The 22884-nt window shown below is 59.1% G+C and carries 19 protein-coding genes and 1 tRNA gene; 11 read left to right on the top strand and 9 right to left on the bottom strand.

Going from position 1 to position 22884, the window contains the following annotated elements; translation table 11 throughout:
• Entirely contained in the window at window positions 1-3006 is a 3006-nt protein-coding gene (locus KUA11_RS12960) for a glycosyltransferase (protein ID WP_217410983.1), read from the bottom strand.
• A gap of 275 nt (window positions 3007-3281) precedes the next feature.
• Here KUA11_RS12960 and KUA11_RS12955 point away from each other — a divergent pair, with 275 nt between their 5' ends.
• The 4 genes from KUA11_RS12955 to KUA11_RS12940 all read left to right on the top strand — a co-directional run bounded on the left by KUA11_RS12955 (window position 3282) and on the right by KUA11_RS12940 (window position 9334).
• Complete coding sequence (locus KUA11_RS12955) at window positions 3282-4682, top strand: beta strand repeat-containing protein (RefSeq protein WP_217410981.1); 1401 nt, start codon at window positions 3282-3284, stop codon at window positions 4680-4682.
• Between the two features lie 97 nt (window positions 4683-4779).
• Window positions 4780-7515 (top strand): glycosyltransferase, encoded by a 2736-nt coding sequence (locus KUA11_RS12950; protein ID WP_368041020.1) that lies wholly within the window; start codon window positions 4780-4782, stop codon window positions 7513-7515.
• Between the two features lie 295 nt (window positions 7516-7810).
• A complete protein-coding gene (locus KUA11_RS12945; RefSeq protein ID WP_217410977.1) occupies window positions 7811-8725 on the top strand; it encodes an ATP-grasp domain-containing protein in 915 nt (304 codons plus the stop codon).
• Window positions 8726-9064: 339 nt separating this feature from the next.
• Window positions 9065-9334, top strand: coding sequence for an HU family DNA-binding protein (locus KUA11_RS12940; RefSeq protein WP_166312661.1), 270 nt, complete (start codon window positions 9065-9067; stop codon window positions 9332-9334).
• Between the two features lie 43 nt (window positions 9335-9377).
• Here the strand turns inward: KUA11_RS12940 and KUA11_RS12935 are convergent.
• The 6 genes from KUA11_RS12935 to KUA11_RS12910 form a co-directional block, all read right to left on the bottom strand.
• Window positions 9378-9452, bottom strand: a tRNA-Gln gene (locus KUA11_RS12935).
• A gap of 68 nt (window positions 9453-9520) precedes the next feature.
• Complete coding sequence (locus KUA11_RS12930) at window positions 9521-10198, bottom strand: TetR family transcriptional regulator (protein WP_217410975.1); 678 nt, start codon at window positions 10196-10198, stop codon at window positions 9521-9523.
• A 29-nt stretch (window positions 10199-10227) separates the two neighbouring features.
• Window positions 10228-11055 carry a pyrroline-5-carboxylate reductase gene (proC, locus tag KUA11_RS12925; protein ID WP_217410969.1) on the bottom strand — a complete coding sequence of 276 codons (828 nt, stop codon included), beginning with the start codon at window positions 11053-11055 and terminating at the stop codon, window positions 10228-10230.
• Entirely contained in the window at window positions 11055-11558 is a 504-nt protein-coding gene (locus KUA11_RS12920; RefSeq protein ID WP_166312664.1) for a type III secretion system chaperone family protein, read from the bottom strand. The genes proC and KUA11_RS12920 overlap by 1 nt, the downstream gene beginning before the upstream one ends.
• A gap of 162 nt (window positions 11559-11720) precedes the next feature.
• Window positions 11721-12071, bottom strand: a complete 351-nt coding sequence (locus tag KUA11_RS12915) for an accessory factor UbiK family protein (RefSeq protein ID WP_217410961.1) — start codon at window positions 12069-12071, stop codon at window positions 11721-11723.
• A 167-nt stretch (window positions 12072-12238) separates the two neighbouring features.
• Complete coding sequence (locus KUA11_RS12910; RefSeq protein ID WP_217410950.1) at window positions 12239-12421, bottom strand: hypothetical protein; 183 nt, start codon at window positions 12419-12421, stop codon at window positions 12239-12241.
• A 324-nt stretch (window positions 12422-12745) separates the two neighbouring features.
• Here KUA11_RS12910 and KUA11_RS12905 point away from each other — a divergent pair, with 324 nt between their 5' ends.
• Both KUA11_RS12905 and KUA11_RS12900 read left to right on the top strand, forming a co-directional pair.
• Window positions 12746-13816: a glycosyltransferase family protein gene (locus KUA11_RS12905; RefSeq protein ID WP_217410948.1), complete on the top strand. Its 1071-nt coding sequence runs from the start codon at window positions 12746-12748 to the stop codon at window positions 13814-13816.
• A 117-nt stretch (window positions 13817-13933) separates the two neighbouring features.
• On the top strand, window positions 13934-14308 hold the full coding sequence (locus tag KUA11_RS12900) for a hypothetical protein (RefSeq protein ID WP_217410946.1): 375 nt from the start codon (window positions 13934-13936) through the stop codon (window positions 14306-14308).
• Window positions 14309-14504: 196 nt separating this feature from the next.
• On the opposite strand, the gene KUA11_RS12895 is transcribed toward KUA11_RS12900, so the two are convergent.
• Window positions 14505-14738 (bottom strand): ribosome modulation factor, encoded by a 234-nt coding sequence (locus KUA11_RS12895; protein ID WP_217410940.1) that lies wholly within the window; start codon window positions 14736-14738, stop codon window positions 14505-14507.
• A gap of 351 nt (window positions 14739-15089) precedes the next feature.
• On the opposite strand from KUA11_RS12895, the gene KUA11_RS12890 reads away from it, so the two are divergent.
• Together KUA11_RS12890 and KUA11_RS12885 are read left to right on the top strand one after the other, a co-directional pair.
• Entirely contained in the window at window positions 15090-16595 is a 1506-nt protein-coding gene (locus KUA11_RS12890) for an aldehyde dehydrogenase family protein (RefSeq protein WP_217410938.1), read from the top strand.
• Between the two features lie 75 nt (window positions 16596-16670).
• Window positions 16671-17960, top strand: coding sequence for an NAD(P)/FAD-dependent oxidoreductase (locus KUA11_RS12885; protein ID WP_166312671.1), 1290 nt, complete (start codon window positions 16671-16673; stop codon window positions 17958-17960).
• A gap of 75 nt (window positions 17961-18035) precedes the next feature.
• Here KUA11_RS12885 and KUA11_RS12880 read toward each other — a convergent pair whose 3' ends face one another.
• Window positions 18036-18695: a TetR family transcriptional regulator gene (locus KUA11_RS12880; RefSeq protein WP_217410931.1), complete on the bottom strand. Its 660-nt coding sequence runs from the start codon at window positions 18693-18695 to the stop codon at window positions 18036-18038.
• A 273-nt stretch (window positions 18696-18968) separates the two neighbouring features.
• On the opposite strand from KUA11_RS12880, the gene gyrA reads away from it, so the two are divergent.
• The 3 genes from gyrA (at window position 18969) to KUA11_RS12865 (ending at window position 22852) form a co-directional block, all read left to right on the top strand.
• Window positions 18969-21758, top strand: a complete 2790-nt coding sequence (gene gyrA / locus KUA11_RS12875; RefSeq protein WP_217410930.1) for a DNA gyrase subunit A — start codon at window positions 18969-18971, stop codon at window positions 21756-21758.
• Window positions 21748-22263: a pantetheine-phosphate adenylyltransferase gene (gene coaD, locus KUA11_RS12870; RefSeq protein WP_217410923.1), complete on the top strand. Its 516-nt coding sequence runs from the start codon at window positions 21748-21750 to the stop codon at window positions 22261-22263. Before gyrA ends, coaD begins: the two co-directional genes overlap by 11 nt.
• Window positions 22264-22363: 100 nt before the next feature.
• Window positions 22364-22852 carry a peptidylprolyl isomerase gene (locus KUA11_RS12865; RefSeq protein ID WP_217410921.1) on the top strand — a complete coding sequence of 163 codons (489 nt, stop codon included), beginning with the start codon at window positions 22364-22366 and terminating at the stop codon, window positions 22850-22852.
• Window positions 22853-22884 lie beyond the last annotated feature (32 nt).

The following is a 22884-nucleotide window of genomic DNA, read 5'->3' as shown; positions in this document are numbered from 1 at the left end:
TCAGCCCCGGCTCCGGGCCTCATGGTGCATGTCGAGCCACGGATGACATGTCTTGATATAGGTCACGACGTTGGCTTTATGTGTGTGCGTCTCCGTGACGCTGTTGGTCATGGACCCTCCATGTACGCGGTATTCCGCCACAGGCTCGGAGACATGCACGCCTTTGAGACCCAGTTCCGCCAGCGTGCACCACAGATCGTAATCCTCCCATCCCATGGCGTCGCGCTTCACGTAATAACCGCCGGCAGCGGACCACGCCCATTTTGCGACCAGCGCCATGGCGTCGATGTAGTTGCCGTTGCGAAGCTGGAGCGGACGGCTGGGGATATCGCCCATCAGATCGTGCGCCGCTCCGAACTGACGCAGAGTGGGATAGGCGTAGGCGGTTAAGGGATCGCAGGCGGCAAGGAGTTTCTCGCAGGCATCGGTGCGGAGGCGGTTATCGGCATCCAGCGAGAGGAAATACGGTGTCTCGCTGGCGGAAACGCCGATATTGCGCGCACCGCCGAGACCCACATTGGCAAGAGGCGCGAGCACGAGAAGCCGGTTGAAGCGGGCTGCGTTCTGCTGGGCCCAGTGGGTGATGAGGGCCACGGAGTCGTCGGTTGAGGCGTCATCGACGACAATCAGGTCGAGTTTTTGCACGCTTTGGCTGCGTACCGATTCGAGCGCGTCGAGAACGACATCGTGATAATTGTGAGATGTGATGATGACGCTCACATCCGCCGCTTTCAGCGCGTCATGTGCGAAGAGCGTCTCATACTCCGGAACTTCCGGCACGCCACGGCCCTGATAGCGACCGCGGGCAATGAGCGTCTCGCTCGCTCTGGCTGTCGCGGCCTCATTGCCGAATGACATGATGATGCTTTCGAACAGAAGAGCTTGCCGCTGAGGACCGAAAGTCCACAGCACCTGATTAAGAGCATTGCGGGCAAGGCTGCGGCGCAAGGACGGATCGGTGACAAGACGGGTCAGGGCGTCTTCCCATTGTGTGGGAGTCTCGGCAAGGAAGCCGGTCACGCCATCGGTGACACAGTCACGATAGGGTGCTGTCGGGGAAACCACGGACGGCACCCCAGCGAGGGCGGCTTCGAGATATTTGATTTCGCTCTTGGCCTCACAAAACACGTTGTCGAGTTCCAAGGGAGCGATGGAAATATCGAAGCGCGCGAATTCTTCGGGCAGACGTTCGAGGGGCACCATATCGCGCCATTCGATCTGATCGGCCACGGGAAGAAGGGCTGGAAATTCGTCCATCAGCAGAACCGGCCGCTTGTTGCCAGTTTCGTGGAAAAGCACGAGACGTACCTCGGGGTGCTTTTGCATCAGGCGCGCCAGAACCTCGGCTACGAGCGCAAAGTCGCGCTGATGGGTGCGGGTGCCGGACGCATAGCCGATGCGAATGAGGCCGTCGCCGGGAACGGAGGCGAGGATGCGCGCGGCCATGCGGCTGCGGCGCAGGCAGGCTGCGTCATAAATATTGGGTAATGTGAACGACTGCCGAGCGATGCGGCGCATTTCGGTCGCCATGAAATCGGTGGTGGCGAAACAGGCGTCGGCCCGCTCCATCGTTGCGCGCATGTTTTGGAAAGTGATGTGGACGATGGATTCGGTCGCGCAGTCCACTGTCCTGATGCCGTCGATGATCGCGATACTGGCGAGTGCCGGGATGAAAACCAGATCATCCGTATCGAAGATGACGGTTGCTCCCTTTTCCTTGCTCAGCCGGATAAGGATGGCCACATGCGGGCTGTATTCCACCCGCCACAGCACGATGACATCGGCCCATTCCACATCGGCCGGTCCTACATCGGCACAGGCCAGCACACGGGTGAAGTGTCCGACAAGCGCACAGGCGGCGGCATTGCGTGTGCAGCGGTACAGGGTGCCGGGAGTGGTGGGTTCTCCGCTGACAAAGAGAACATTGCGCCTGAGAGCGGAAACCGGGAGCGGCGACGCGGGGTTGTGCGTGCCGGCGGCGGCGCTTTCGATTTCCGGAAGGGCGGGAAGTTCCAATGGTGCGGGGACGGTGGGAATATGCGGCGAAAAATTCGGGTGGCGCAGCGTGCGTAAAAGGCCACGAAACAGGCCGGAGCGGGCTTGTATGGCGCTTTGCAGGGCCTGAATCTCCGTCTGTAATGTAGCAAGACGACTGTTTTGTTCCTCGATGAGTGTGCGGGCCTGCTGCATCCATGTGGGATCGACCGTGGTGGGGGCGACCGCCTGGGATTCCTTAGAGGATTCGCTGGATTGCTTGTCGATTTCTGCTTTGGAGGCGACGGCTTGGGACAAGCGTTCCCGTGTTTCCTGCAGCGCCAGCCGGGTTTGGAGGAGATCGTGGCGCGTTGCGTCCAGAGAATCTTTCTGATGCTGGCTTTCCGCTTCAAACGTGCTCTGCCGGACGGCACCGGCCCATGCCGACCCGAGACGGTCGAGGCGTATCCGCAGGCGGGCAAGCTGGGCGGAGGAGGTGCGTGCTTCGAAAAGAGGACTCAGGTCGCACGGGATGGCACCCAGTGCCACGATTCCGGCACCATCGGCATCCGGGAAAAGGCAGTGGGGATGTGTCGCGGCAAGCGCGTTCCACAAGGTGGCTCCGATCTCCGTCTCTGTGCCGTTCAAAAAGAGGAGGGCGTCAGGAGCGAGAGAAGGACGAAGGGTGGTGAGCGTCTCTGCCGCGTGCTTCAGCCGTGTAAGATCGAGCACTGCAATCTCGGGCGGGGTGCCGGTGCGTGCGGGCGCTTCGGAGTCGTTCAGGATCTGCGTGCGGGTGTCGAAAGCCTGCAGGGTCAGAAAGGACTGGATGTAATCGGCAATGGCCGTGGGCACTCCGACAAGGGCGAGAGAATGAGGCCGCGCACTTGTAAGTATGCCGAGAAGAAGCGGCATGTGGGCCGCAGTATCGGGCACCACATCCCTGAGAGCCGGTGGCGCGAAAAAAACGTCCAGTTCCGGGGAGGAGAGCAGGCTGAAGATGGAAACGGGCAGGTCGGACATGTCGCTCATATAGCAGGGGGACGATCTGCCGTGGTTTGTCTGCGCTCGGGACATCGACGGCAAGAGGGAATGGAAAGCTAAAGGTTAACCGAAAGGGCGATAGACAAAGTATTTGTCAAAAAAACGCAGGAAACTGCGATTCGCGATGTATTTTTTTCGAGCCGACAGCCTTGTTTTCTATTGCGTGTGTCGGAGCTTTCAACGTAGAAAGGCCATGGAAAGATGTCTGCCCGTGTGTGATGCTGCGACTGACCATGCTGGGTTACAAAGCAAGGGACTGAATAATGCCTATTATTACCGTTCAGGGCGCGTCCTCGGGTTCACATGTTGTCGTTACCGTTGATGGTGCCGGCAGCGGCACGCTCGCTGGTCTTGTCTCGTCGTTCAGCAATACGCTGGCGAGCGGCATCGCCGGTGGTTCGATCAGCGGGCAGAACCTGACGCCGGGTTCGACCGAGTTTGCGTCCAACACTTCGGGTTATGGCGTCATCACGGCGGCAGGATCCTATCAGGTTTCTGGAGATGTCGGCGCGATCGTGTTCGGCGGTCTGCCGGGCACCAACCAGATTCCCAGCGCGCATGTTCAGATCGATGCCAGCAAGGGCACGGCCTCTTTCGTAAGCGTTGAGGGCGGCACCACGCAGGGTGTGCAGTTCCAGGCCGGTTCGTCCAACGGTGTCTTTGTGGCCGGCACAGGCAACAACAGCTTCCTTGGCGATCAGCTTGCGGGTGGTGGCAACTGGTCGATCTATGCCGGTTCCGGTAACGATACGGTTATTGCGGGCACGGGCAACAGCACGATCAACGCTGGTACGGGCAATAACTACATCAGCATCAGTCAGGGCACGAACGTCGTCAATTCGTACGGCCAGGACACCATCTTCGGTGGCGACTGCAACCCGGATCAGACTGTCAACCTGTACGGTGGCAGCTCTTTCGTTACGGTTGGTGAGGATTCTCAGGTCAGCGATCTGTCCGGTGGCAACAATGCCATCACGGTTGGTGGTGGCTCCACGGTTCGTGGTGGCGCAAACGACTCGATCAACCTGAATGGTGGTAGCTCCACGATCCTTGGTGGGTCTTCGGACACCATTTCGGCCAGTGGCGACGCGCTGATCGCAAACTCCGACATTGCCAATGTGAGCGTTTCCGGCTCCCTCACCTTTATCGGTGGCACGGGCCAGAGCACGATCACGGCGGCTTCCAGCACGATCTTCGGTGCAAGCGGTCTGGATGCTATCGTCAACGCGACGAGCAACAGCACCGAGTCACTGTTCGTGGCCAATGCAGGCAACGAGACGCTCGACGGTTCCAACTCCGTTTACGGCATTCATGCTTTCGGTAACGTTGTGGGCACGTCTGGTACACAGACCTTTATCGGTGGCACAGGCTCCGATACGCTGGTTGCCGGTGTGGGTGATGCCACGATGACCGGTGGCTCGGGTGCCATGAACTACTTTGCATTCCGTGATGGAATTGCGGGTGGCAACTATACCATCACCGACTTCGGTTCCGCTGCTGGCAACATTGTCGGTCTGCTCAACTATACGCAGTCCGATCTGACGAATGCGCTGAACAACGCGACGACGTCCGGCAACAACACCACCATCAAGCTGTCTGACAACACGACCATTACGTTCGACAATGTCACCAGCCTCAACTCGAACGACTTCCAGATCTGGTAAGATCGGCAGTACGTTTCGGAAGAAACCGGGCTTCGGCCCGGTTTTTTTTTTGCCGTAAGATGATTGATGGCCAGCAAACAGGGGAATGGGCACGTCCGTGACAGATCGTCAGCTCGAAGCATTGGAAAAGCGTCTGGAGAATGCCGAGTCGCTTCTGAAAACGTACAAGGCCACTTCCGCCTTGCACGGAATGAGAGCGGATGGGCTGGAATGGGAGGCTGGGCGGCTTCGTCGTACTCTGTTTGGTTTGGATCGCGGGCCAGTAGTGAGGGGACTGCGGACAGCATGGCTGTTGGCGCATGGGGAACTGCCGTCCGGCGTTCCGTTACGGCTGATCGCTCGCAGAGCGCGGGAAATTGCTGAGCGGGACGGCATCCGGATTCTGTGGGGGAAAGTCAGGCAGCGTGTCGGCGGTCGCGTGGCGCGGGAATGGGAAAAGCGTCGGACGGCCCGCTCTTCCACACCCGTATCACCTTCTGTCGAGAACGGAGAAGCGGTCTATCGTCGCTCCGTTTCCTCGGAACGGCTACGTGATTTCACGCCCCGGGTGCTGATCGTTGCGGAGCTTTCCATTCCGCAATGCGCGAAATACCGTGTCTGGCAGCGCAAGGAAGAACTGGAACGCCTTGGCTGGCAGGTAGACGTCATGAACTGGCATGACGTCCAGAGTGTTCTTTCTGGCTTGCAGGTGTGTACGGACGTCATTTTCTACCGCACACCGGCTGTGCCAGACGTCCGCAAGATGATCGACGAAGCAAGGCGGCTTGGTCTTTCCCCTTGGTGGGAAGTTGACGATCTGATCTTTGACGTCGAACTTTACCGGCAGAACAGTAATCTTTTGTCCCTGCCGCCCGCAGAACAGGCCGAATTATTGAAGGGGGCGGCTCTCTACAGAGAGTGTCTGGAACTGTGTGGTCGTGGGATCGCCTCAACCCGGGTTCTCGGTGAGGCCATGAGCCGGATCGGTATCGGTGAAGTGAGTGTTATCGAGAATGCGCTCGATGATCAGACATTGGCCGCTGCCGAGACGGCGCTGACCGGGCTGACCCAAAAAGATCAGAAGACGACGGACGATATCGTTATTGTCTATGGTTCGGGCACGCGAACCCATGACGGAGATTTTCTCTGTTGCGCCGAGGGTCTGGCAGCGGCCATGGAAGCCGAGCCACGCCTGCGATTGCGGATTGTGGGCGAACTGACAGTGCCGCCTGTGTTGCTGCGCTTTGGCAGTCGCGTCGAAACCTTGGAAGGGCGCGATTATCCCACCTACATGGCCATGCTGGCGGCTGCCGATCTGACGGTCACACCGCTGGAACTCACGATTTTCAACGACGCAAAAAGCAACATCAAGTTTCTGGAAGCCTCCATCCTGTGCGTTCCCTCTGTCTGTTCACCCTGCGATGCGTTTCGGGGTGTGATTGTGGAAGGACAGAACGGCTTTCTCGCTGAAGGCGCGGAGGCCTGGCGGGATGCTGTGCTGGCACTGGCGCGCGATCCAGTGTTGCGTCGGGATGTTGGCGAATCCGCACGTCGCGACGTCCTTGCACGTTATCGTCCGGACGTTATCGCCCGCGAACAGGTCGCTCGTTATTTCCCTTTGCCTGCCCCACAAGCGCGCCAAGGTTTGCGGGTTCTGTCGGTAAACGTGTTTTTCGAACCACGTTCTTTTGGCGGTGCGACGCTGGTGGCCGAAGAAATGGCAGCTCGGCTTTCTGCCATGGGATGCGATGTCGGCGTGTTCACTTCCGGTCCTTCTTTTCCAGAGCGCGCTGGTGCTCCCATACGGCATGAAATACGTGACATGCCCGTTATGGCTTTCCCGCTGCCCATGGACGTGGATCCTGTTGGCGCATTGGATAATCCGCGCTGCAGCGCCCAGTTCGCGGCATGGTTGGATGCCTTTCGACCGGATGTCGTGCACTTCCATTCCGTGCAGGGGCTGGGTGTCGGGATCTTGCAGGTCTGTGCGGAGAGGGGAATTCCGCATGTGATAACACTGCATGATGCGTGGTGGCTGTGTGAGCGTCAGTTCATGGTGAAAGCCGATGGACGCTATTGTTTCCAGCGGCATATCGATCTGATGGCGTGTCAGAGATGTGTGCCCGGAGCGCATCATCTCCAACTGCGTCAGGATATGATGCAGGGGGCGTTGCACAGAGCGCAGCTTCTTCTGTCTCCAAGTGCCTCACATCGCGCGTTGTATCTGGAAAATGGCATAGAGCCAGAACGCATACAGGTGAATCGCAACGGCTTCTCATGGCCTGTGAAGGCACGGACCCCACGAAAGGCTGGGCAGCTTCTCCGTTTCGGCTTTGTCAGTGGAACGGCGGAGGTCAAGGGGTTCTCACTGGTTCGCAAGGCGTTCGAGGCACTTGAAAGAAACGACTGGGAACTGGTGCTTATCGACAACACGCTCAATCTCGGATTTTCCTCGGTCAACGTGTCGGGATGGAGAGTGAAGGGGAAGGTTGTGATCCGTCCGGCCTATACGGACGAAACACGGGATGATTTCTTCAATGCGATCGATGTCCTGCTGTTTCCGTCTCAATGGATGGAGAGTTATGGCCTGACCGTGCGTGAAGCTCTTTCGCGGAATGTATGGGTGATTGCCACGGCGCCAGGTGGGCAGGCGGAGGATATCGAGGACGGCGTGAACGGGACGCTTATTCCTCTGGACGGTCGCTTTGAGAGTTTGCAGACAGCTATTGAAGGTGTTCTGACTAACAAGGAGCGGTTTTCCTCCTATGTGAACCCGCATAGGGAGGAATTGCCGACTTTTGAAAGTCAGGCTGCGGAACTCAAAGCCTATCTGGAATCGGTTATACGGAAGTAGGAGACCTGCACGGTCTTTACCTGACTTTAGAGAAGGGCGCGTTAGGCATGGCAGCATGCTTGATCTCGCCGAATTCGCTAATGATCCTTCTGTCGCTCGTTCCGTTCTGACCGAACGTCTGGGCAGAGCCTCTGGTCCCTCGGAGCGTGCCCAGATCCATTACCGGTTATGGGAGATGTGTCAGGTGTGCGGAGAGCCGGCCGCGGCCCTGCGTCATCTTGATGAAGCCATGCACCTTGACCCGATGCAGAGGCCGGATTCTGTCTCTTCCGATGCACGCCGCCGCATTGTGGTCATGAATGCTCCCGGCACATTTCAGGCGAATGCGCCACTTGCGTTTCTTCTTGATGGTGCCACCCAGATTTTCACGCTGTGGGTATCGGGAGCCCCTGCTGCACGGGGAGTTCTCGTTGCAGCCGTCAGGGCAGTGCAGGCCGAATGCGCGTTTATTGCCATTGCGGAGGACGAACGGCAGGCACAGGCCATCGCGGAAGCGGAGATCATCGCGCACGAGGCTGGATTGCCTGTTCTCAACGGGAATGATCGTATTATGCTGGTGGGGCGTGCACGCGTTCCGCAACTTCTGGCTGGTATTGCAGATGTTCTGGTGCCGCAATGTACGGTGATACGATCCTTTGATGACAAGATACCGTCTTTTCCTGTTCTGATAAGACCACTTGCCTCGCATGCTGGAGATGGACTGGCACGCATCGATACGAAGGCGGAACTGGAGACTTATATTCGTTCAGTGTCTCCGGGCACATCTTTCTATGTCACGCAATTCGTCGATTTTATCAGTTCCGATAGTTTGTACCGCAAATATCGAGTCGTTTTTGTTGAAGGGAAACCTTTTCCGGTTCATTTGGCCATCCATGATCACTGGGCGATCTGGTATTACAACGCGAAGATGGAAAATTTCCCTCAGAGACGTGCCGAAGAAGCCCGTTTCATGACGGATATGGCGGGCTATTTTCCTTCTGGTGTTTTGGAAGGGCTAAAGGCGATCGCTCGTGCCGTGCAACTTGATTATTTCGGGCTGGACTTTGGTGTGTTGCCGGATGGAACATTGGTTGTGTTTGAAGTCGAGACCGGCATGATCGTACATGATCGGGATCCGGCGGATATCTATCCTTATAAAAGTGCTGCCATTGCCCGTATTCGGCATGCTGTTGAAGCCATGATCGACCAGAAGTCCCATGCGCCTTCATGACAGGCGGTAGAAAATCAGTTCGTATGAATAATGATATCTGCGACCGAGCGATGATGGCACCGAGGTGCGCGTGGGAAAGAGGCTGATGCCATCAGGCATAACGGAGAGAGGTGGCTCCATCCCTGTTTCGGAATGTTTCCACGTGTTCGAAAGACGTGGTACTTCGGCTGCATTGAAGAACTTTTTCCACCTGTTTAAGCTGTTTCTCTCACGGTATGGATTTTTTTTCTGGTTTCTTCAGGTGTGGCACGTTAGAAGCCGCGATATTGGCCGACCTATTGTCGACAGTCGCCGTCCATAGTAATCGGTCCAGCCCACATTTCAGGAGTTGAGAGATCCATGAGTAAGGCTTTCATTGCGGCGGTCATCCAGGATTCTATTGATTGCACCGGGGTGGCTGCTAACAAGGCCGCTGCGGATCTGATGGACGCGATCGTGAAGGAACTGAAGCGCGAAGGTGGTTTCACTCTGCCGTCGTTCGGTACGTTCACGGTCCGCAAGACCAAGGCACGCAAGGCTCTCAATCCTCGCACAGGCGAGCCCGTAAAGGTGAAGGCTGGCAAGACCGTCCGGTTCAAGGCCAGTCCCAATCTGAAGAAGGCTGTCTGAAAGTCATCTACTGATGCGGCGGGCTTTTGCCCGCTGCATCGAATGGCTGGGGTGGGAGGGATCGAACCTCCGCATGGCGGAATCAAAATCCGCTGCCTTACCGCTTGGCTACACCCCAATCGCGGCCAGTCGCCTGTCCCGCTTTCTACTGTGACACGACCGGCTCGTAAAGAGGGTCAGAGCCCTCTATCCGTTGTTCTCGGTGAAATCGGCATCCGGTTCTTCCTGCAAGGGAGGAAGCGTGTCACCATCTTCTGATGGATGGGCAGATTGAAGCTCTTCGGTCGGCTCATGGTCCACGCCATTGAACAGTCCCATGCGCTCGGCCCGGTCCAGCCCCTGCTCCAAGGCGGCCATGGTGGTGCCGAGATCTTCGCTCTCGTCTTTTTCCCAAGCGCGCAGCGTATGTGTCCAGAGCGCCACGACACCCTGCACGCGAAGCAGTCCACTTACGCCACCTGTGGAAATACCCGCCGCGCCCGCAATCCATTTCATGCTGTCCATGGTGGCGGCACCCAGAAGCAGCAGAAGCGGGGGATCGAACGGCAGCCCCCGTAGTACAGCCAGAAGGCCGGCACGATATTGCTGAAAAACGTCGATCCGTCGCATGAGCAGATCGAAAAGCGTTTCACGTGGTGTGCCGAGCGAGCCGTCATCGATGAGGGCCGACTGGTCCGCCATGCGGCCAAGCAACAGAAGAATGGATGCCTTGAAGGGATAACGGCGGCGAACCTCCCCCATCTCCAGTCCGGCATGCCGGGCGATCTCGGGCATGGTGAGAGAAGCCCATCCCTTGCTGGCGGCCAACGCCATGGCGGCGTCAAGCAGGGCTGAATCGAACTGGTCGTTGTCTTCCGAGGTCATGCGGGGGAGGCTCATGGTTGTTCGATGGATCAGGACGCGAGTTCGCGTGACCGGAGGACGTTGGCCTCCAGAGCCTCGCGCAGGATGCGGGGGCAGTTGTCTGGCGCGTCAAGCACAGCGAGGGCAGCGGCCGTGGTGCCGCCGGGGCTTGTGACACGCCGACGCAATTCGGCGGCGTCTTCGGGGCTGCGCTCAAGTAATTCGCCCGATCCCGAAACCGTCTTGCGGGCCAGCAAACGGGCCGTGTCTGGAGCGAGTCCCATGCTCACGGCTGTCTTTTCCAGAAGCTCCGCGAGAAGAAAGACATAGGCCGGTCCGCTACCGGAGACGGCAGTCACGATATCGATCTGTTCTTCCGGATGAACCCATGCGGTTGCACCGACAGCGGAGAGGAGTCGGTCGCAGAGTGTTTTCTGCGCAGGTGTTACGGCATCTCCGGCGAACAGTCCTGTAGCACCGCGTCCGATGGCAGAGGGTGTATTGGGCATGGCGCGCACGACGGCGGGGTGCGCCGTTGGTGCGTTCGTTGTCAGGAAAGTAGCGATCGTGCTGGTGGACAGACCGGCCATGACCGAGACGATCACGGCATTTGTCACGATGTCTGGACGCAGGCGTGACAGTTCTTCCAGAACGGGCCGTGCTTTTTGAGGTTTTACAGCGAGAATGACGGCCGTAGGGTGAAAATCCGCAGGAATATCCGTCAGGTTGCGCACGACATGATGCGTCGAAGACAAGTCTTCCCGATGCCGGTCGATGACAACGGAAGGCTCCAGCCCATGTGCGATCCAGGCGTTGAGGAGAGCCCCTCCCATCTGGCCGCAGCCGACAAGGAGAAGGGACGGAAGGGGCTCACTCATCAGGCTTCTCCGGCGCAGTCCAGCATGGCGGCTTCAAGTGCTTCTGCTGGAGGCTTGCCGCCCCAGAGAACGAACTGGAATGCCGGGTAGAAACGTTCGCACTCGGTCAGAGCGATGTCGATCATGTCCTCAAGACTTTCCATCGATGCACCGGGTGCGCCGCGCAGGAGGACAGCGTGACGGAACATCGGCGTGCCGCTGTCCACGTCCAGTGCGAAGTGACCGATCCACAGCCGCTCATTGGCCAGGGCGAGCAGTTCGAACAGAGCCTTGCGTTGTGGTTCGGGCACCTTGAGGTCGAAGGTGCAGGTGAAATGCATGGCGCTGAGTTCCGCCGACCAGGCAAAATACAGCCCGTAGTCGCACCATTTCCCCGGGGCCTCAGCGGCCATTTCGGATGAATTGCGGCGATCGAACGCCCATTCATAGCTGCACACGATCTGTTCCATCAGATCGAGCGGGTTGGAGTTGGGAGTGGCGGTTGTCATCGTCAGAGCTGGCATGCTTGCCTCCCAAACCGGAAAACCATCGCAGATAGGGCCGATGGTTTCGTCCACGAATCAGTGGGAAAGCGGTTGCTGCTCCCCACTTCCGCAAACCTATGGACACCCGGCAAATACGGCAAGACAAGGGCGGCGTGTTTTTGTCTGTCCCGCGGTGTCAATTCAGTTGGGAAACGCGCTGCTGTCGCCACTCCAGCCGGTGGCTTCCCCGGAGTCCGGCGTTGCTTTTCCCATGGCATGTGCTGGCGCTGTCTGCGCTTCTTCCAGATCCGCCACCCGGCGTTCCAGTGCTCCGATGCGCTGTTCGGCATCCTCGCTGGCGGCGCGCGCATTGGCGGCCAGTTCGCGGATAACTTCGAATTCCTCGCGGCGCACAACCTGCAACTGACCGAGCACCTCGTCTACGCGGGAGCGCACGAGCGTGTTGATCTCTTCCTTCACGCCTGCGAAAGCGGAGAAGGCGCCGCCGGCAACGCCGGCGAGATCATCGAAGAAACGCGGGCGGTCGGACATTCCGGTGCTCCTGAGTGAAATAGGCGATCGTGGGAAGGCAGGCTTTCCCGTGCTGGGAGCGGTTTATACCCTTGCCATCGGGCATAAGCCAAGGGCGACGGGTTGTGCGAGGGGAGATGCGCGAAGACATCGGAGGCCTGAGTGGCCTCCTGACGCCCTTTCCTCTGTCAGTTGTTGCTCTCGGTCGCCCGATCAACCGAACGGCCGAGTTTCTCGACGGGGCCTTTGGGTGGATCGAGCGTGTCCTGCACCTTTTCACCGAAGGTCCGCTTGTGCGGCTTGCAGGCGGTCAGACTGGTGCAGGCGATCGTTGCGACCAGTAGGGCCACAAGTGAGGAACGTAGGCGCATATGGGTTCTCCGTAATGAATGAGGCCAACAACGACCCATGACGGTGGGAGTTGCGGAGTTGTCGTGGCGTTCCGTGCAGAAACTGGCGCCGTTTTGTACAGAGACGCCTATTTTCCTGTGTGATCATTTCTTCATCGCACCGGGATTGCGGTGCGTTTCAGCCTGTCCGTCACGTTGTGCGTGAGGAGAGGGCGACGTGCGCGGTTGTGGCGGGGTGGAGGGCCATCGGGCGTGATCGTGGTCGCGTCCGGCAGAGCGGCGGGTTTCTCCGTAGCCCTGTTGAGGACGTTTTTCGAGATACCCTCATTTCAATATCGGAATTCGATGTCCAACCGCATTCTTTTTATTCTCAAGTCCCGCGAAGGTAACTGGGGGTACGGCTCGAAAGAGTCCGGCCTGTCCAATTCGGTCCGCTTCGTGGTGGATATGCTCGCTGCGCGTGGCATTGTCGCGAAAGCTGTCGAGGTGAACGACAACAATGACATCGACCGCGAAGTTACGGCCTGGTGGCCATCGCATGTCGTGATCGAGGCATTCTGGGTCGTGCCCGAGAAGTTCGATGTGCTGCGTCCACTGCATCCGGACGTGCAGTGGATTGTACGCGATCATTCGAAAACACCTTTTCTAGCCAACGAAGGAATCGCATTCGGTTGGACTGTCGATTATCTGAGGCGTGGCATCGAAGTGATGTGCAACTCGCCTCGCGCCGTGGCGGATATGGCCACTGTGGCTATGTCGTGCGGTCAGTCGCCGACCAATGTGACCTATGGCCCGAATGTCTATCCGGTGCCGCCCATGGAGAACATGGTGCCGCATGCCCGTAAGGCAGATGTTGTGAATATCGGCTGCTTCGGTGCGGTTCGGCCTCTCAAGAATCATATGACACAGGCTATAGCGGCTATGGCGTTCGCAGATTCTGTTGGTGTGACATTGAATTTTCATATCAACGCCACACGGACGGAGGGTAAAGGGGAGCCGGTCTTGAAGAATCTGCGGGAGCTGTTCGCGCGCTCACGGCACACGCTGGTCGAACATGGCTGGATGCCTCATGCTGACTTCCTCGATGTTCTGCAGAATATCGATATTCTGATGCAGGTCTCGTTTACGGAGACGTTCAACATTGTGGCGGCGGACGCCATGGCGGCGAGTGTTCCGGTTCTGGTGTCGCGTGAGATTCCGTGGGTTGGCGCCTATGCCCACCGCGATCCTACGGATGCAGCGGACATGGCACAGGGGTTGTTTGGTATCTGGATCGAGAACGAGCGCGAACAGATCACAAGATTGCAGGCCCAGCGCCGTGACATGGAACGCTATGTCGCGTGTTCCGTCAGCACATGGGTGCGCCGTTTTGGTCGTCAACACGATGCTTTCTCCATAATGCCTACTCATGCCTGAGTGGGCGCTCTTTGTTGGAGCAGGAGCACTTGGGGCCACGTTGATCAATGGGGCGTTGGTGGCACTTTTTGCCAGAATACAGCGCAGGCGTGAGGAGAAAATCTGGGAGCAGGGGGAATGAGGAGATTACGTGCCTGCTTTCCGATGCTGTGCTGCCTGACAGCTTGCACCACGCTTCCCGAACGCGGACGGCAAGCTGTGCTGGGTCATTCCCGAGCGGAGCTTGTTGCTTGTGCGGGCGTGCCGGATCAGGAGGAGAGTCGTGATGGGCAGGAGGTGTTGGTCTGGAAAATCGAACGAGCTTCTTCGGGCGCCCTGACGCTGCCGGCGCCACTGGATATCTCGTTGAGCTTCAATAAAACGGCGGCCTGTCATGTGGTGGCCACTGTGCGGGAGGGGCTGGTGAGACAGTTTGTCTACACGGGTCCGGCCCAGACATGGGAGGGCAAGGACGCAGCCTGCGCGCCTATTATTCGGAGTTGTATTCCGTAACCGAATATCGAAGTGAGAGAACTGGAGACAGCCCCGGCCCATGCTGCGACACGGGACGGGGCTGTGCCCGAACACGACCTGATCGGATCGATCCTATCGCTCACGATAGTTCTAGGGCCGGAAGTTTGACGACAGATTGACAACATTCCGGCGGGGATGTGTCACGGGATCGTGAGCATACGGGAGAGGCTCCCGTTTACCAGACGGACCAATCGAGAAGTTCCCAGTGCTTGTAGCCAAGTTCCCAAGCGGCCCGCTGATCTTTCTCTCTGAAAGGGCAGGACGTTTCTTCCTGCCCTACTTCCGCCGCTTCGCGTCCCTGCTGGTAACAGCGCGCGAGTATGGGATCGGTCGGTGCGGGCGTGTGAAGGGCATCTTCTTCTGTGGGAGTGTCGGGAAAACCCAGAGAAAACCAGCTTTTCCGTTTCATGCTGTCCTCAATTCTTCGGACGAAGGGATAGCATGAGCCAAAAAAGAAACAATGATTTAAAAAAGATCACACCCGTCTCAGGAGCCGGTTGAATCGGCGACACGGCAGGGCCGGTTATGCGAATCATAAACATGATTTATTTTTGTGTGTTTTATAACATTATGATTTTAAAGAAATAAATATATTTTTAAGTGGCACTAAGTGCCATCTCTCACGATTACGTGAACTCGGAATCAATTGAGATGGTGCGGACTCATCTATATCCACGTGAATACAGATGGCGTGGAAATGGCGGGCGGCATGGGCCGGTCTCTCCTTTTTCTCCACGTCCGGTAATGACGGAGTCAGCTCATGACCATCTCTCAGGAACCACCGTTCAAGTCTCGCTACGAAAACTTCATCGGCGGCGAATGGAAGGCACCGGTGAAGGGTGCCTATATGAAAGACATCTCGCCTGTGGACGGCCGCACGCTGTGTGAAGTGCCGCAGTCCACCGCCGAAGACGTGGAGCTTGCGCTCGACGCTGCCCACAAGGTGTTCAAGAGCTGGGCGCACACGCCCATCGCCGAACGCTCGAATATTCTGCTCAAGATCGCTGACCGCATGGAGGCCAATCTCGACCTCCTCGCCCGGGCGGAAACATGGGACAACGGCAAGCCGATCCGCGAGACGCTGAACGCTGACATTCCGCTGGCCGTCGATCATTTCCGTTACTTCGCCGGTTGCATCCGTGCTCAGGAAGGCACCATCACCGAGATCAACGGTGAGACCATGGCGTATCATTTCCATGAGCCGCTTGGTGTGGTCGGGCAGATCATCCCGTGGAATTTCCCGCTGCTGATGGCGTCATGGAAGCTGGCTCCGGCTCTGGCCGCCGGCAACTGCATCGTCATGAAGCCCGCCGAGACGACGCCCGCCAGCATTCTGGTGCTGATGGAACTGATCGGTGATCTGCTGCCGCCCGGCACGCTCAACATCGTCAACGGTCTCGGCCGTGACGTGGGTGCGGCGCTCTCCACCAGCCCGCGCATCGCCAAGGTGGCCTTCACCGGCTCCACACCGACCGGCAAGATGATCTATCACGCGGCTGCCGAGAACCTGATCCCGGCCACGCTGGAACTGGGCGGCAAGTCCCCCAACATCTTCTTCGCCGACGTGATGGATCACGACGACGATTATCTCGACAAGGTGCTGGAAGGCTTCACGCTGTTCGCCCTCAATCAGGGTCAGATCTGTTCATGCCCAAGCCGCGCGCTGGTGCAGGAATCGATCTATGAGAAGTTCATGGAGCGTGTCCTTCCGCGCGTGAAAGCCATCAAGCAGGGCAACCCGCTCGATCCGCAGACGATGATGGGCGCGCAGAACTCGCTCATGCAGCAGAACAAGATTCTGGAATACATCGACATCGGCAAGAATCAGGATCACGCCCAGCTTCTGTCCGGTGGCGCCCGTCCCGATCTTGGGAATGCGTTCAAGGACGGTTTCTACGTGCAGCCGACCGTCTTCCGCGGCGACCGCAACATGCGTATCTTCCGTGAGGAGATTTTCGGTCCGGTTCTGACGGTCACCACCTTCAAGGACGAAGCGGAAGCGCTGGCTCTGGCCAACGATACCGAGTTTGGTCTGGGATCGGGCGTGTGGTCGCGTAACGGCAACACCTGCTTCCGCACGGCTCAGGGGCTGGAAGCCGGTCGCGTATGGGTGAACTGCTACCATGTCTACCCGGCTGGCGCGGCCTTCGGCGGCTACAAGAAGTCGGGCATCGGCCGTGAAACTCACAAGATGGTGCTTGAGCATTATCAGCAGACCAAGAACATGCTGGTAAGCTACAGCGAAAAGAAGCTTGGATTCTTCTGAGCCACATCAGGGCGGGGTGCATGCACCCCGCCCGTTCTGACACGACGTTTCTTACGAAGGACTGAAGACATCGCCATGCCTGCAAGAACCGAAATCCTGATTGTTGGCGGCGGCGTCGCAGGCCTTGCTCTCGCCACCCGGCTTGGCAAGGCCTTCGGGCGACAGGGTCAGGCGCGTATCACGCTGATCGACAAAAGCTTCTCTCATGTCTGGAAGCCGATGCTGCATTGCTTTGCGGCCGGCACCGCCCAGAATGAGAATGACCGCATCAGCTTCATGGCACAGGCAAGCCGTCATGGTTTCGAGTTCTGGCCGGGTGAAGTGGTGGGGCTCGATCGTGACAAGCGCGAGGTCATGCTCGGTCCCGTCCGATCTTCGGAAGGCGAGGTCGTTCTGGAAGGTCGCACCGTAAATTACGATGCGTTGGTCCTGTCCATCGGCAGTTGCGCCAACGATTTCGGCACCCCCGGCGTGGCCGAGAACTGCCTCTTTATCGACAATCTGGTCGAAGCTAACGGATTCAACGAGAAGTTCCGCCTCGAACTGCTGCGCGCCTTCGCCGATGACAGCGAACTCGACATCGCCATTGTCGGCGGCGGGGCGACCGGCACGCAGTTGGCCGCCGAACTGCACAAGGCGCTTGAGCTTGTGGGGCTGCATTCCTTCAGCCAGAAGCCGCCCACCCTCAAGATCACGTTGCTGGAAGCGGGTCCGCGCATCCTGCCGGCCTTCCCCGAAGCTGTGTCGGCAGCGGCACAGAAGGAACTGGAACGGATCGGCGTGGAAGTGAAAACCTCCGCGATGGTCTCGGGGGCCGACGAACGGGGTTTCAGCCTGAAGGACGGCAGCCATATTCCCGCCAAACTGCGTGTATGGGCGGCAGGTGTGAAGGCACCGACCGTCACGCGCGGGTTCGGCGGTCTGTCGCTCAGTCGGTCCGGTCAGATCATCGTCAAGCCGAACCTTCAGTCGGTGGACGATCCGCACATCTTCGCTATGGGAGATTGCTCATTCATTCAGGACGGCCCGCTGCCGCCGACAGCGCAGGTGGCGCGTCAGCAGGCGCATCATCTTGCTGCCCAACTCCCGGCATGGGTGCGTGGCGGTGGAGAGATCCCGCCCTGTGTGTTCCGCAACAAGGGCGCGATCGTAGCGCTCGGTGATTACAATGGCTGGGGCACGTTGCCCGGCGGCACCGTCTTCGGCGGCGGTTTCCTGCGTGGACTATCGGCACGACTTGGGCATCTGATGCTTTATCGTCAGCATCAGGTGGAATTGTTTGGTGTTGTACGCGGGCTTCTGTCCTGTCTGGCCGATGGCCTCGATACCATCGTGCGTCCGTCTCCATCAGTGCGATTGGACTGAATGAACGGTGTCCCGCTTGCCTTATGTTAGGTGAGCGGGACTATTTATTTTCAGGTATTTATACCCTTTTCTGTATCAGTCTGTGTGCTGAGGTTGAAAACACGCTGCTTGCAAATTCAGGACGCGTCGCAGCAGTGGGACAAGGCCGGCTCGTCCTTTTACCCGAATCCATTCGTCAACTGCCGTGCGAAAGGCCGCAATGGCGGAGCGTGCCGTCACACGGGCAGCGAGTGTGCCGTCCGTGGTGGGCGGGAGGCGACGTTCCAGTGCTTCCGCGAGACTGTCTTCCCACTTGGCGTATTTCTGGAGGCTGACGGAGAGCAGCGCCGGCGTACGTTCGATCAGGCAGACGAATGCGAAGGCTTCTTTCTTGGTGGGCGCCATGTGCGGCACAACGGCTTCCAGCGCGACGGACACCATCTCCTGAAGTGAGAAATGGAGCGGACAGGAATTGACCGTTTCGGTCAGTACGTCCGTCATCTGCCACGTCCAGGCTGTGACGAGATCGGCCTTGGTGGGAAAGTGCCGGAACAGCGTGCGACGTGAAATACCAGCCGCCGCCGCGATCTCGTCTACCGTCGTCTCATCGAAACCCTTCTCGGACAGCAGACGCATGGCTGCCTCGATCAGTGCCTTACGGGTCTGTTCGCGCTTCGCCTCGCGCCGGGTGGGCGGAGCGGTTTCAGACGCGGAGCGGGGGCGCTGGGAGAGTGCGGAAGCAGAGGAAATGGGCATCAGCCAGACAGGGATCTTGTGACAGGGGAAGCGAAGGAATCAAGCTGCATGGCTTGTCGTCCTCATGCAAGCAAATGAAAGTCTTTTGTAGAAACGTGTGTGTGACCGCGCAATGCCACACGCTCTATGTTTTACGATGACGACAGGATCAGAAGGCGGTGTGGGTGCGCCTTACGGTCGCGGAACGCATGTGCTAACCTGAGGTTCCTTATGCGCTGACCGTGTCACGTGGCCCGATTGCGCGCCACCTGACCGTGAGATGACGGAAGAGCCTTGACCGAGAACCCTGACCTGACCGCGCCGCCCTCTGACCTTTCCGTTCCGGTCGCCATCGAGGAGGAAATGCGCTCCTCCTACCTCGCCTATGCGATGTCGGTGATCGTCAGCCGCGCCCTGCCGGACGTGCGTGACGGTCTCAAGCCGGTGCATCGTCGTATTCTTTATGCCATGCGTGAGAGCGGGTTCACGGCGGATAAGCCCTATCGCAAATCGGCCCGCGCAGTCGGTGACGTGATGGGTAAATATCACCCGCACGGTGACTCTTCGATCTACGACGCCATGGTGCGCATGGCGCAGAGCTGGTCGATGCGCGTCAAGCTGATCGACGGGCAGGGTAATTTCGGTTCTGTGGACGGCGATAGCCCCGCCGCCATGCGTTACACCGAGGCGCGTCTGGCCAAGGCGGCGTCGTTCCTTCTGGACGACATAGACCGCGATACGGTGGATTTCCAGCCCAATTACGACGAGAGTGAGCAGGAGCCGACGGTTCTTCCGGCTTCGTTCCCCAATCTTCTGGTCAATGGCGCCACCGGTATCGCGGTGGGTATGGCGACCAATATCCCCACGCATAATCCGGGGGAGGTCATCGACGCCACGCTGGCGATGATCGCCAATCCCGACATCACCCTTGAAGAGGTGATGGAGATCATGCCGGGGCCGGACTTCCCCACGGGCGGCACGATCCTTGGGCGCTCGGGCATCCGCAGTGCGTTTGCCACCGGGCGCGGGTCTGTGCTGGTGCGCGCGAAAGCCGAGATCGAGGAGGTCCGCAAGGACCGTCGTGCCATCGTCATTACCGAGATTCCCTATCAGGTGAACAAGGCAACGCTTCAGGAGAAGATTGCCGAGCTGGTGCGCGACAAGAACAGCGACCGGCATATCGAGGGGATCGCGGATATCCGTGACGAGTCCGATCGCTCGGGCATGCGTGTAGTGATCGAACTCAAGCGCGATGCGACGCCGGAAGTGGTGTTGAACCAGCTCTACCGCTTCACACAGCTTCAGACCTCGTTCGGTGTGAATATGCTGGCGCTCAATGGCGGTCAGCCTAAGCTGATGGGATTGATGGAGGTTCTTTCGGCCTTCATTGCGTTCCGTGAGGAAGTGATCCTGCGTCGCGCCCGTTTCGATCTGGGCAAGGCGCGTGACCGCGGCCACATTCTCGTCGGTCTCGTGATTGCGGTGGCCAATATCGATGAGGTGATCCGCATCATCCGTGCGGCACCCGACGCCGCGACGGCGCGTGAGGAATTGATGGCTGCGCAGTGGGAGGCCGCCGAGGTCGCGCCGCTGCTGGCTTTGATCCATGACGAAGGCAATGTCGTTGTCGATGGCAAGGTGCGCCTCACGGAAGCGCAGGCGCGCGGCATTCTGGAACTGCGTCTCCAGCGCCTGACCGGTCTGGAGCGCGAGAAGATCCAGAACGAACTGAACGAGGTGGCGCAGAAGATCAACGAGCTTCTGGAGATCATCGGCAGCCGTCCCCGCCGCATGGAAGTGATGCGTGACGAATTGCTGGCGGCCCGCGCGGAGGTCGCCACACCGCGCATGACGGACATTGCTGACTATGCCGGTGATCAGGACGACGAAAGCCTGATTGAGCCGGGGCTTATGGTCGTGACCATCACGCGTGATGGCTTTATCAAACGCACACCGCTGGAGGTGTTCCGCGCCCAGAACCGCGGCGGCCGTGGTCGCACGGCGGCGGGGCGTCGTGGTGACGACGTGGTAGTGCGCTCCTTCAATGCGCACACGCATCAATGGGTGCTGTTCTTCTCTTCGGGCGGCAAGGCTTACCGTGAAAAGGTATGGCGTCTGCCGGAAGCCAGCCCGACCGCGAAGGGGCGCGCGCTCGTCAACCTGCTGCCCGATCTGGGTTCGGACGAGATCACGGCGGTGCTGCCGCTGCCGCAGGATGAGGAATTGTGGGACTCCCTGCATCTTGTTTTCGCAACTGCCAGCGGCGGTGTGCGGCGTAACCGTCTGAGCGATTTCCAGAACATCCGGTCTTCCGGCCTTATCGCCATGAAACTGGACGAAGGTGATCGGTTGATCGGTGTCGCGACGTGCCGTGAAGGACAGGATGTGTTCCTTGCCACCCGCAAGGCGCGTTGCATCCGTTTCCAGATCACGGACGACACGTTGCGGGTGTTCGCGGGCCGTGGTTCGACCGGTGTGCGTGGTATCCGTCTGGCAGAGGGCGATCAGGTGGTGAGCCTGTGCGTGCTCAACCATGTTGAGGCCACGGTGGAGGAGCGCACGCTCTATCTGCGTGCGGCCAACGCCAAGCGTCGGGCCGAAAATGCAGCAGATGAGGCGGATGCCGAGGAAGCCGGCGTCGAGGCCGAAGAGGTCGTTCTCGATGAGGGTTCCGCGCTTACACCCGAGCGCTTTGCGGAACTGGAAGCGGCCGAAGAAATCCTGCTCACCGTGAGCGATGGCGGCTTTGGTCGCCGGTCTTCCGCCTATGACTATCGCGTGAGCGGGCGCGGTGGTCAGGGTATCTCCAACATGACGTTCTCGGGCAGCAAGCGGGGGTCTGCCGTGGTGGCGACGCTTCCGGTGCTGGCGGGAACGGATGTGATGCTGGTGACCGATGCCGGACGTTTGATTCGCGTTCCGGTCGATCAGGTGCGCGTCATGTCGCGTCAGGCCAGCGGTGTCACGCTGCTGCGTCTGAACGAGACGGAGGCTGTGACCAGCGTGTTCCCTGTTCTGGAGGACGACTCGTCCGATGAGGAAGAGGCTGGTCCGGACGGGGAAAGCGGGGGCGATGAAAGCTGAGATCACCCGACGGATCGGGTTCTATCCGGGCACGTTCGATCCGGTGACGTTCGGTCACATGGACATCATCGAGCGTGCAGCCCGACTGGTGGATCGTCTGGTGATCGGGGTGGCGGTGAACGCGGGCAAAAGTCCGCTTCTCCCGGTTGCGGCGCGCGTGGCGTCCCTGTGTGAGGAAGTGCCGGGGCTGGAGGCTCGGACGGGGGCGGAGATTGAGGTGATCTCGTTCAACGAGCTTCTGGTGGATGCGGTGCGACGCACGGGGGCTACGATCATCGTGCGTGGTCTGCGTCTGTTGGTGGACTTCGACTATGAGGCGCAGATGCAAGGCGCCAATCGCAAGCTGGCTCCCGAGATCGAGACGATTTTCCTGATGGCGTCCGAGCGCACGCAGTTCGTCTCGTCGCGCATGGTGCGCGAGATTGCCTCCTATGGCGGCGATATTTCGGAGTTTACGCCGCCGGGCGCGGCGCGACGTGTGGTGACGGCACTAGAGCGCGCCTAGAAGCGGTCTTTGCGGTTTGTGGCGAGGTAGCCTAAGCCTTGCGTTCGGAACGGTGTCCGTGGACGGATGCCGGATTTTCAGAACGTGATTGGACAGGCAGATGGCCGATATCGACAAGAACGACCTCCTGAACATGGATCTGGCAAAAGGCCGCGTGGTGATCCAGCTTCGCCCGGACATCGCACCGCTGGCCTCCGAGCGCTTGCGCTCCCTGTCGGCTGAAGGCTTCTATGACAACACGCCGTTTCATCGCGTGATCGAGGGCTTCATGGCGCAGGGCGGCGATCCGACCGGCACCGGCACGGGCGGCAGCAAACTTCCCGATCTGAAGGCCGAGTTCACCAAGGCGGCGAAGTTCGAGCGTGGCACTGTTGGCATGGCGCGCACGATGAACCCCGACAGCGCGAACAGCCAGTTCTTCATCATGTTCGAGCCCGCTCCCCATCTGGACGGTCAGTACACCATTGTCGGTCAGGTGATCGAAGGCATGGAACTGATCGATGGTATCAAGCGCGGCTCGGGCATGAGCGGAATGGTGACCGATCCGGACCGTATCGTGAAAATGCGCCCGGCTTCCGTCGAAGACTGACCATTTTTGCAAGGCGACTGTTGACAGAGTTG

It is taken from the genome of Acetobacter estunensis (assembly GCF_019083805.1).
In the GTDB taxonomy this organism is placed as follows: domain Bacteria; phylum Pseudomonadota; class Alphaproteobacteria; order Acetobacterales; family Acetobacteraceae; genus Acetobacter; species Acetobacter estunensis_A.
Note: the sequence above shows the minus strand (reverse complement) of the source record. Positions and strands in the feature narration are given on the sequence as shown.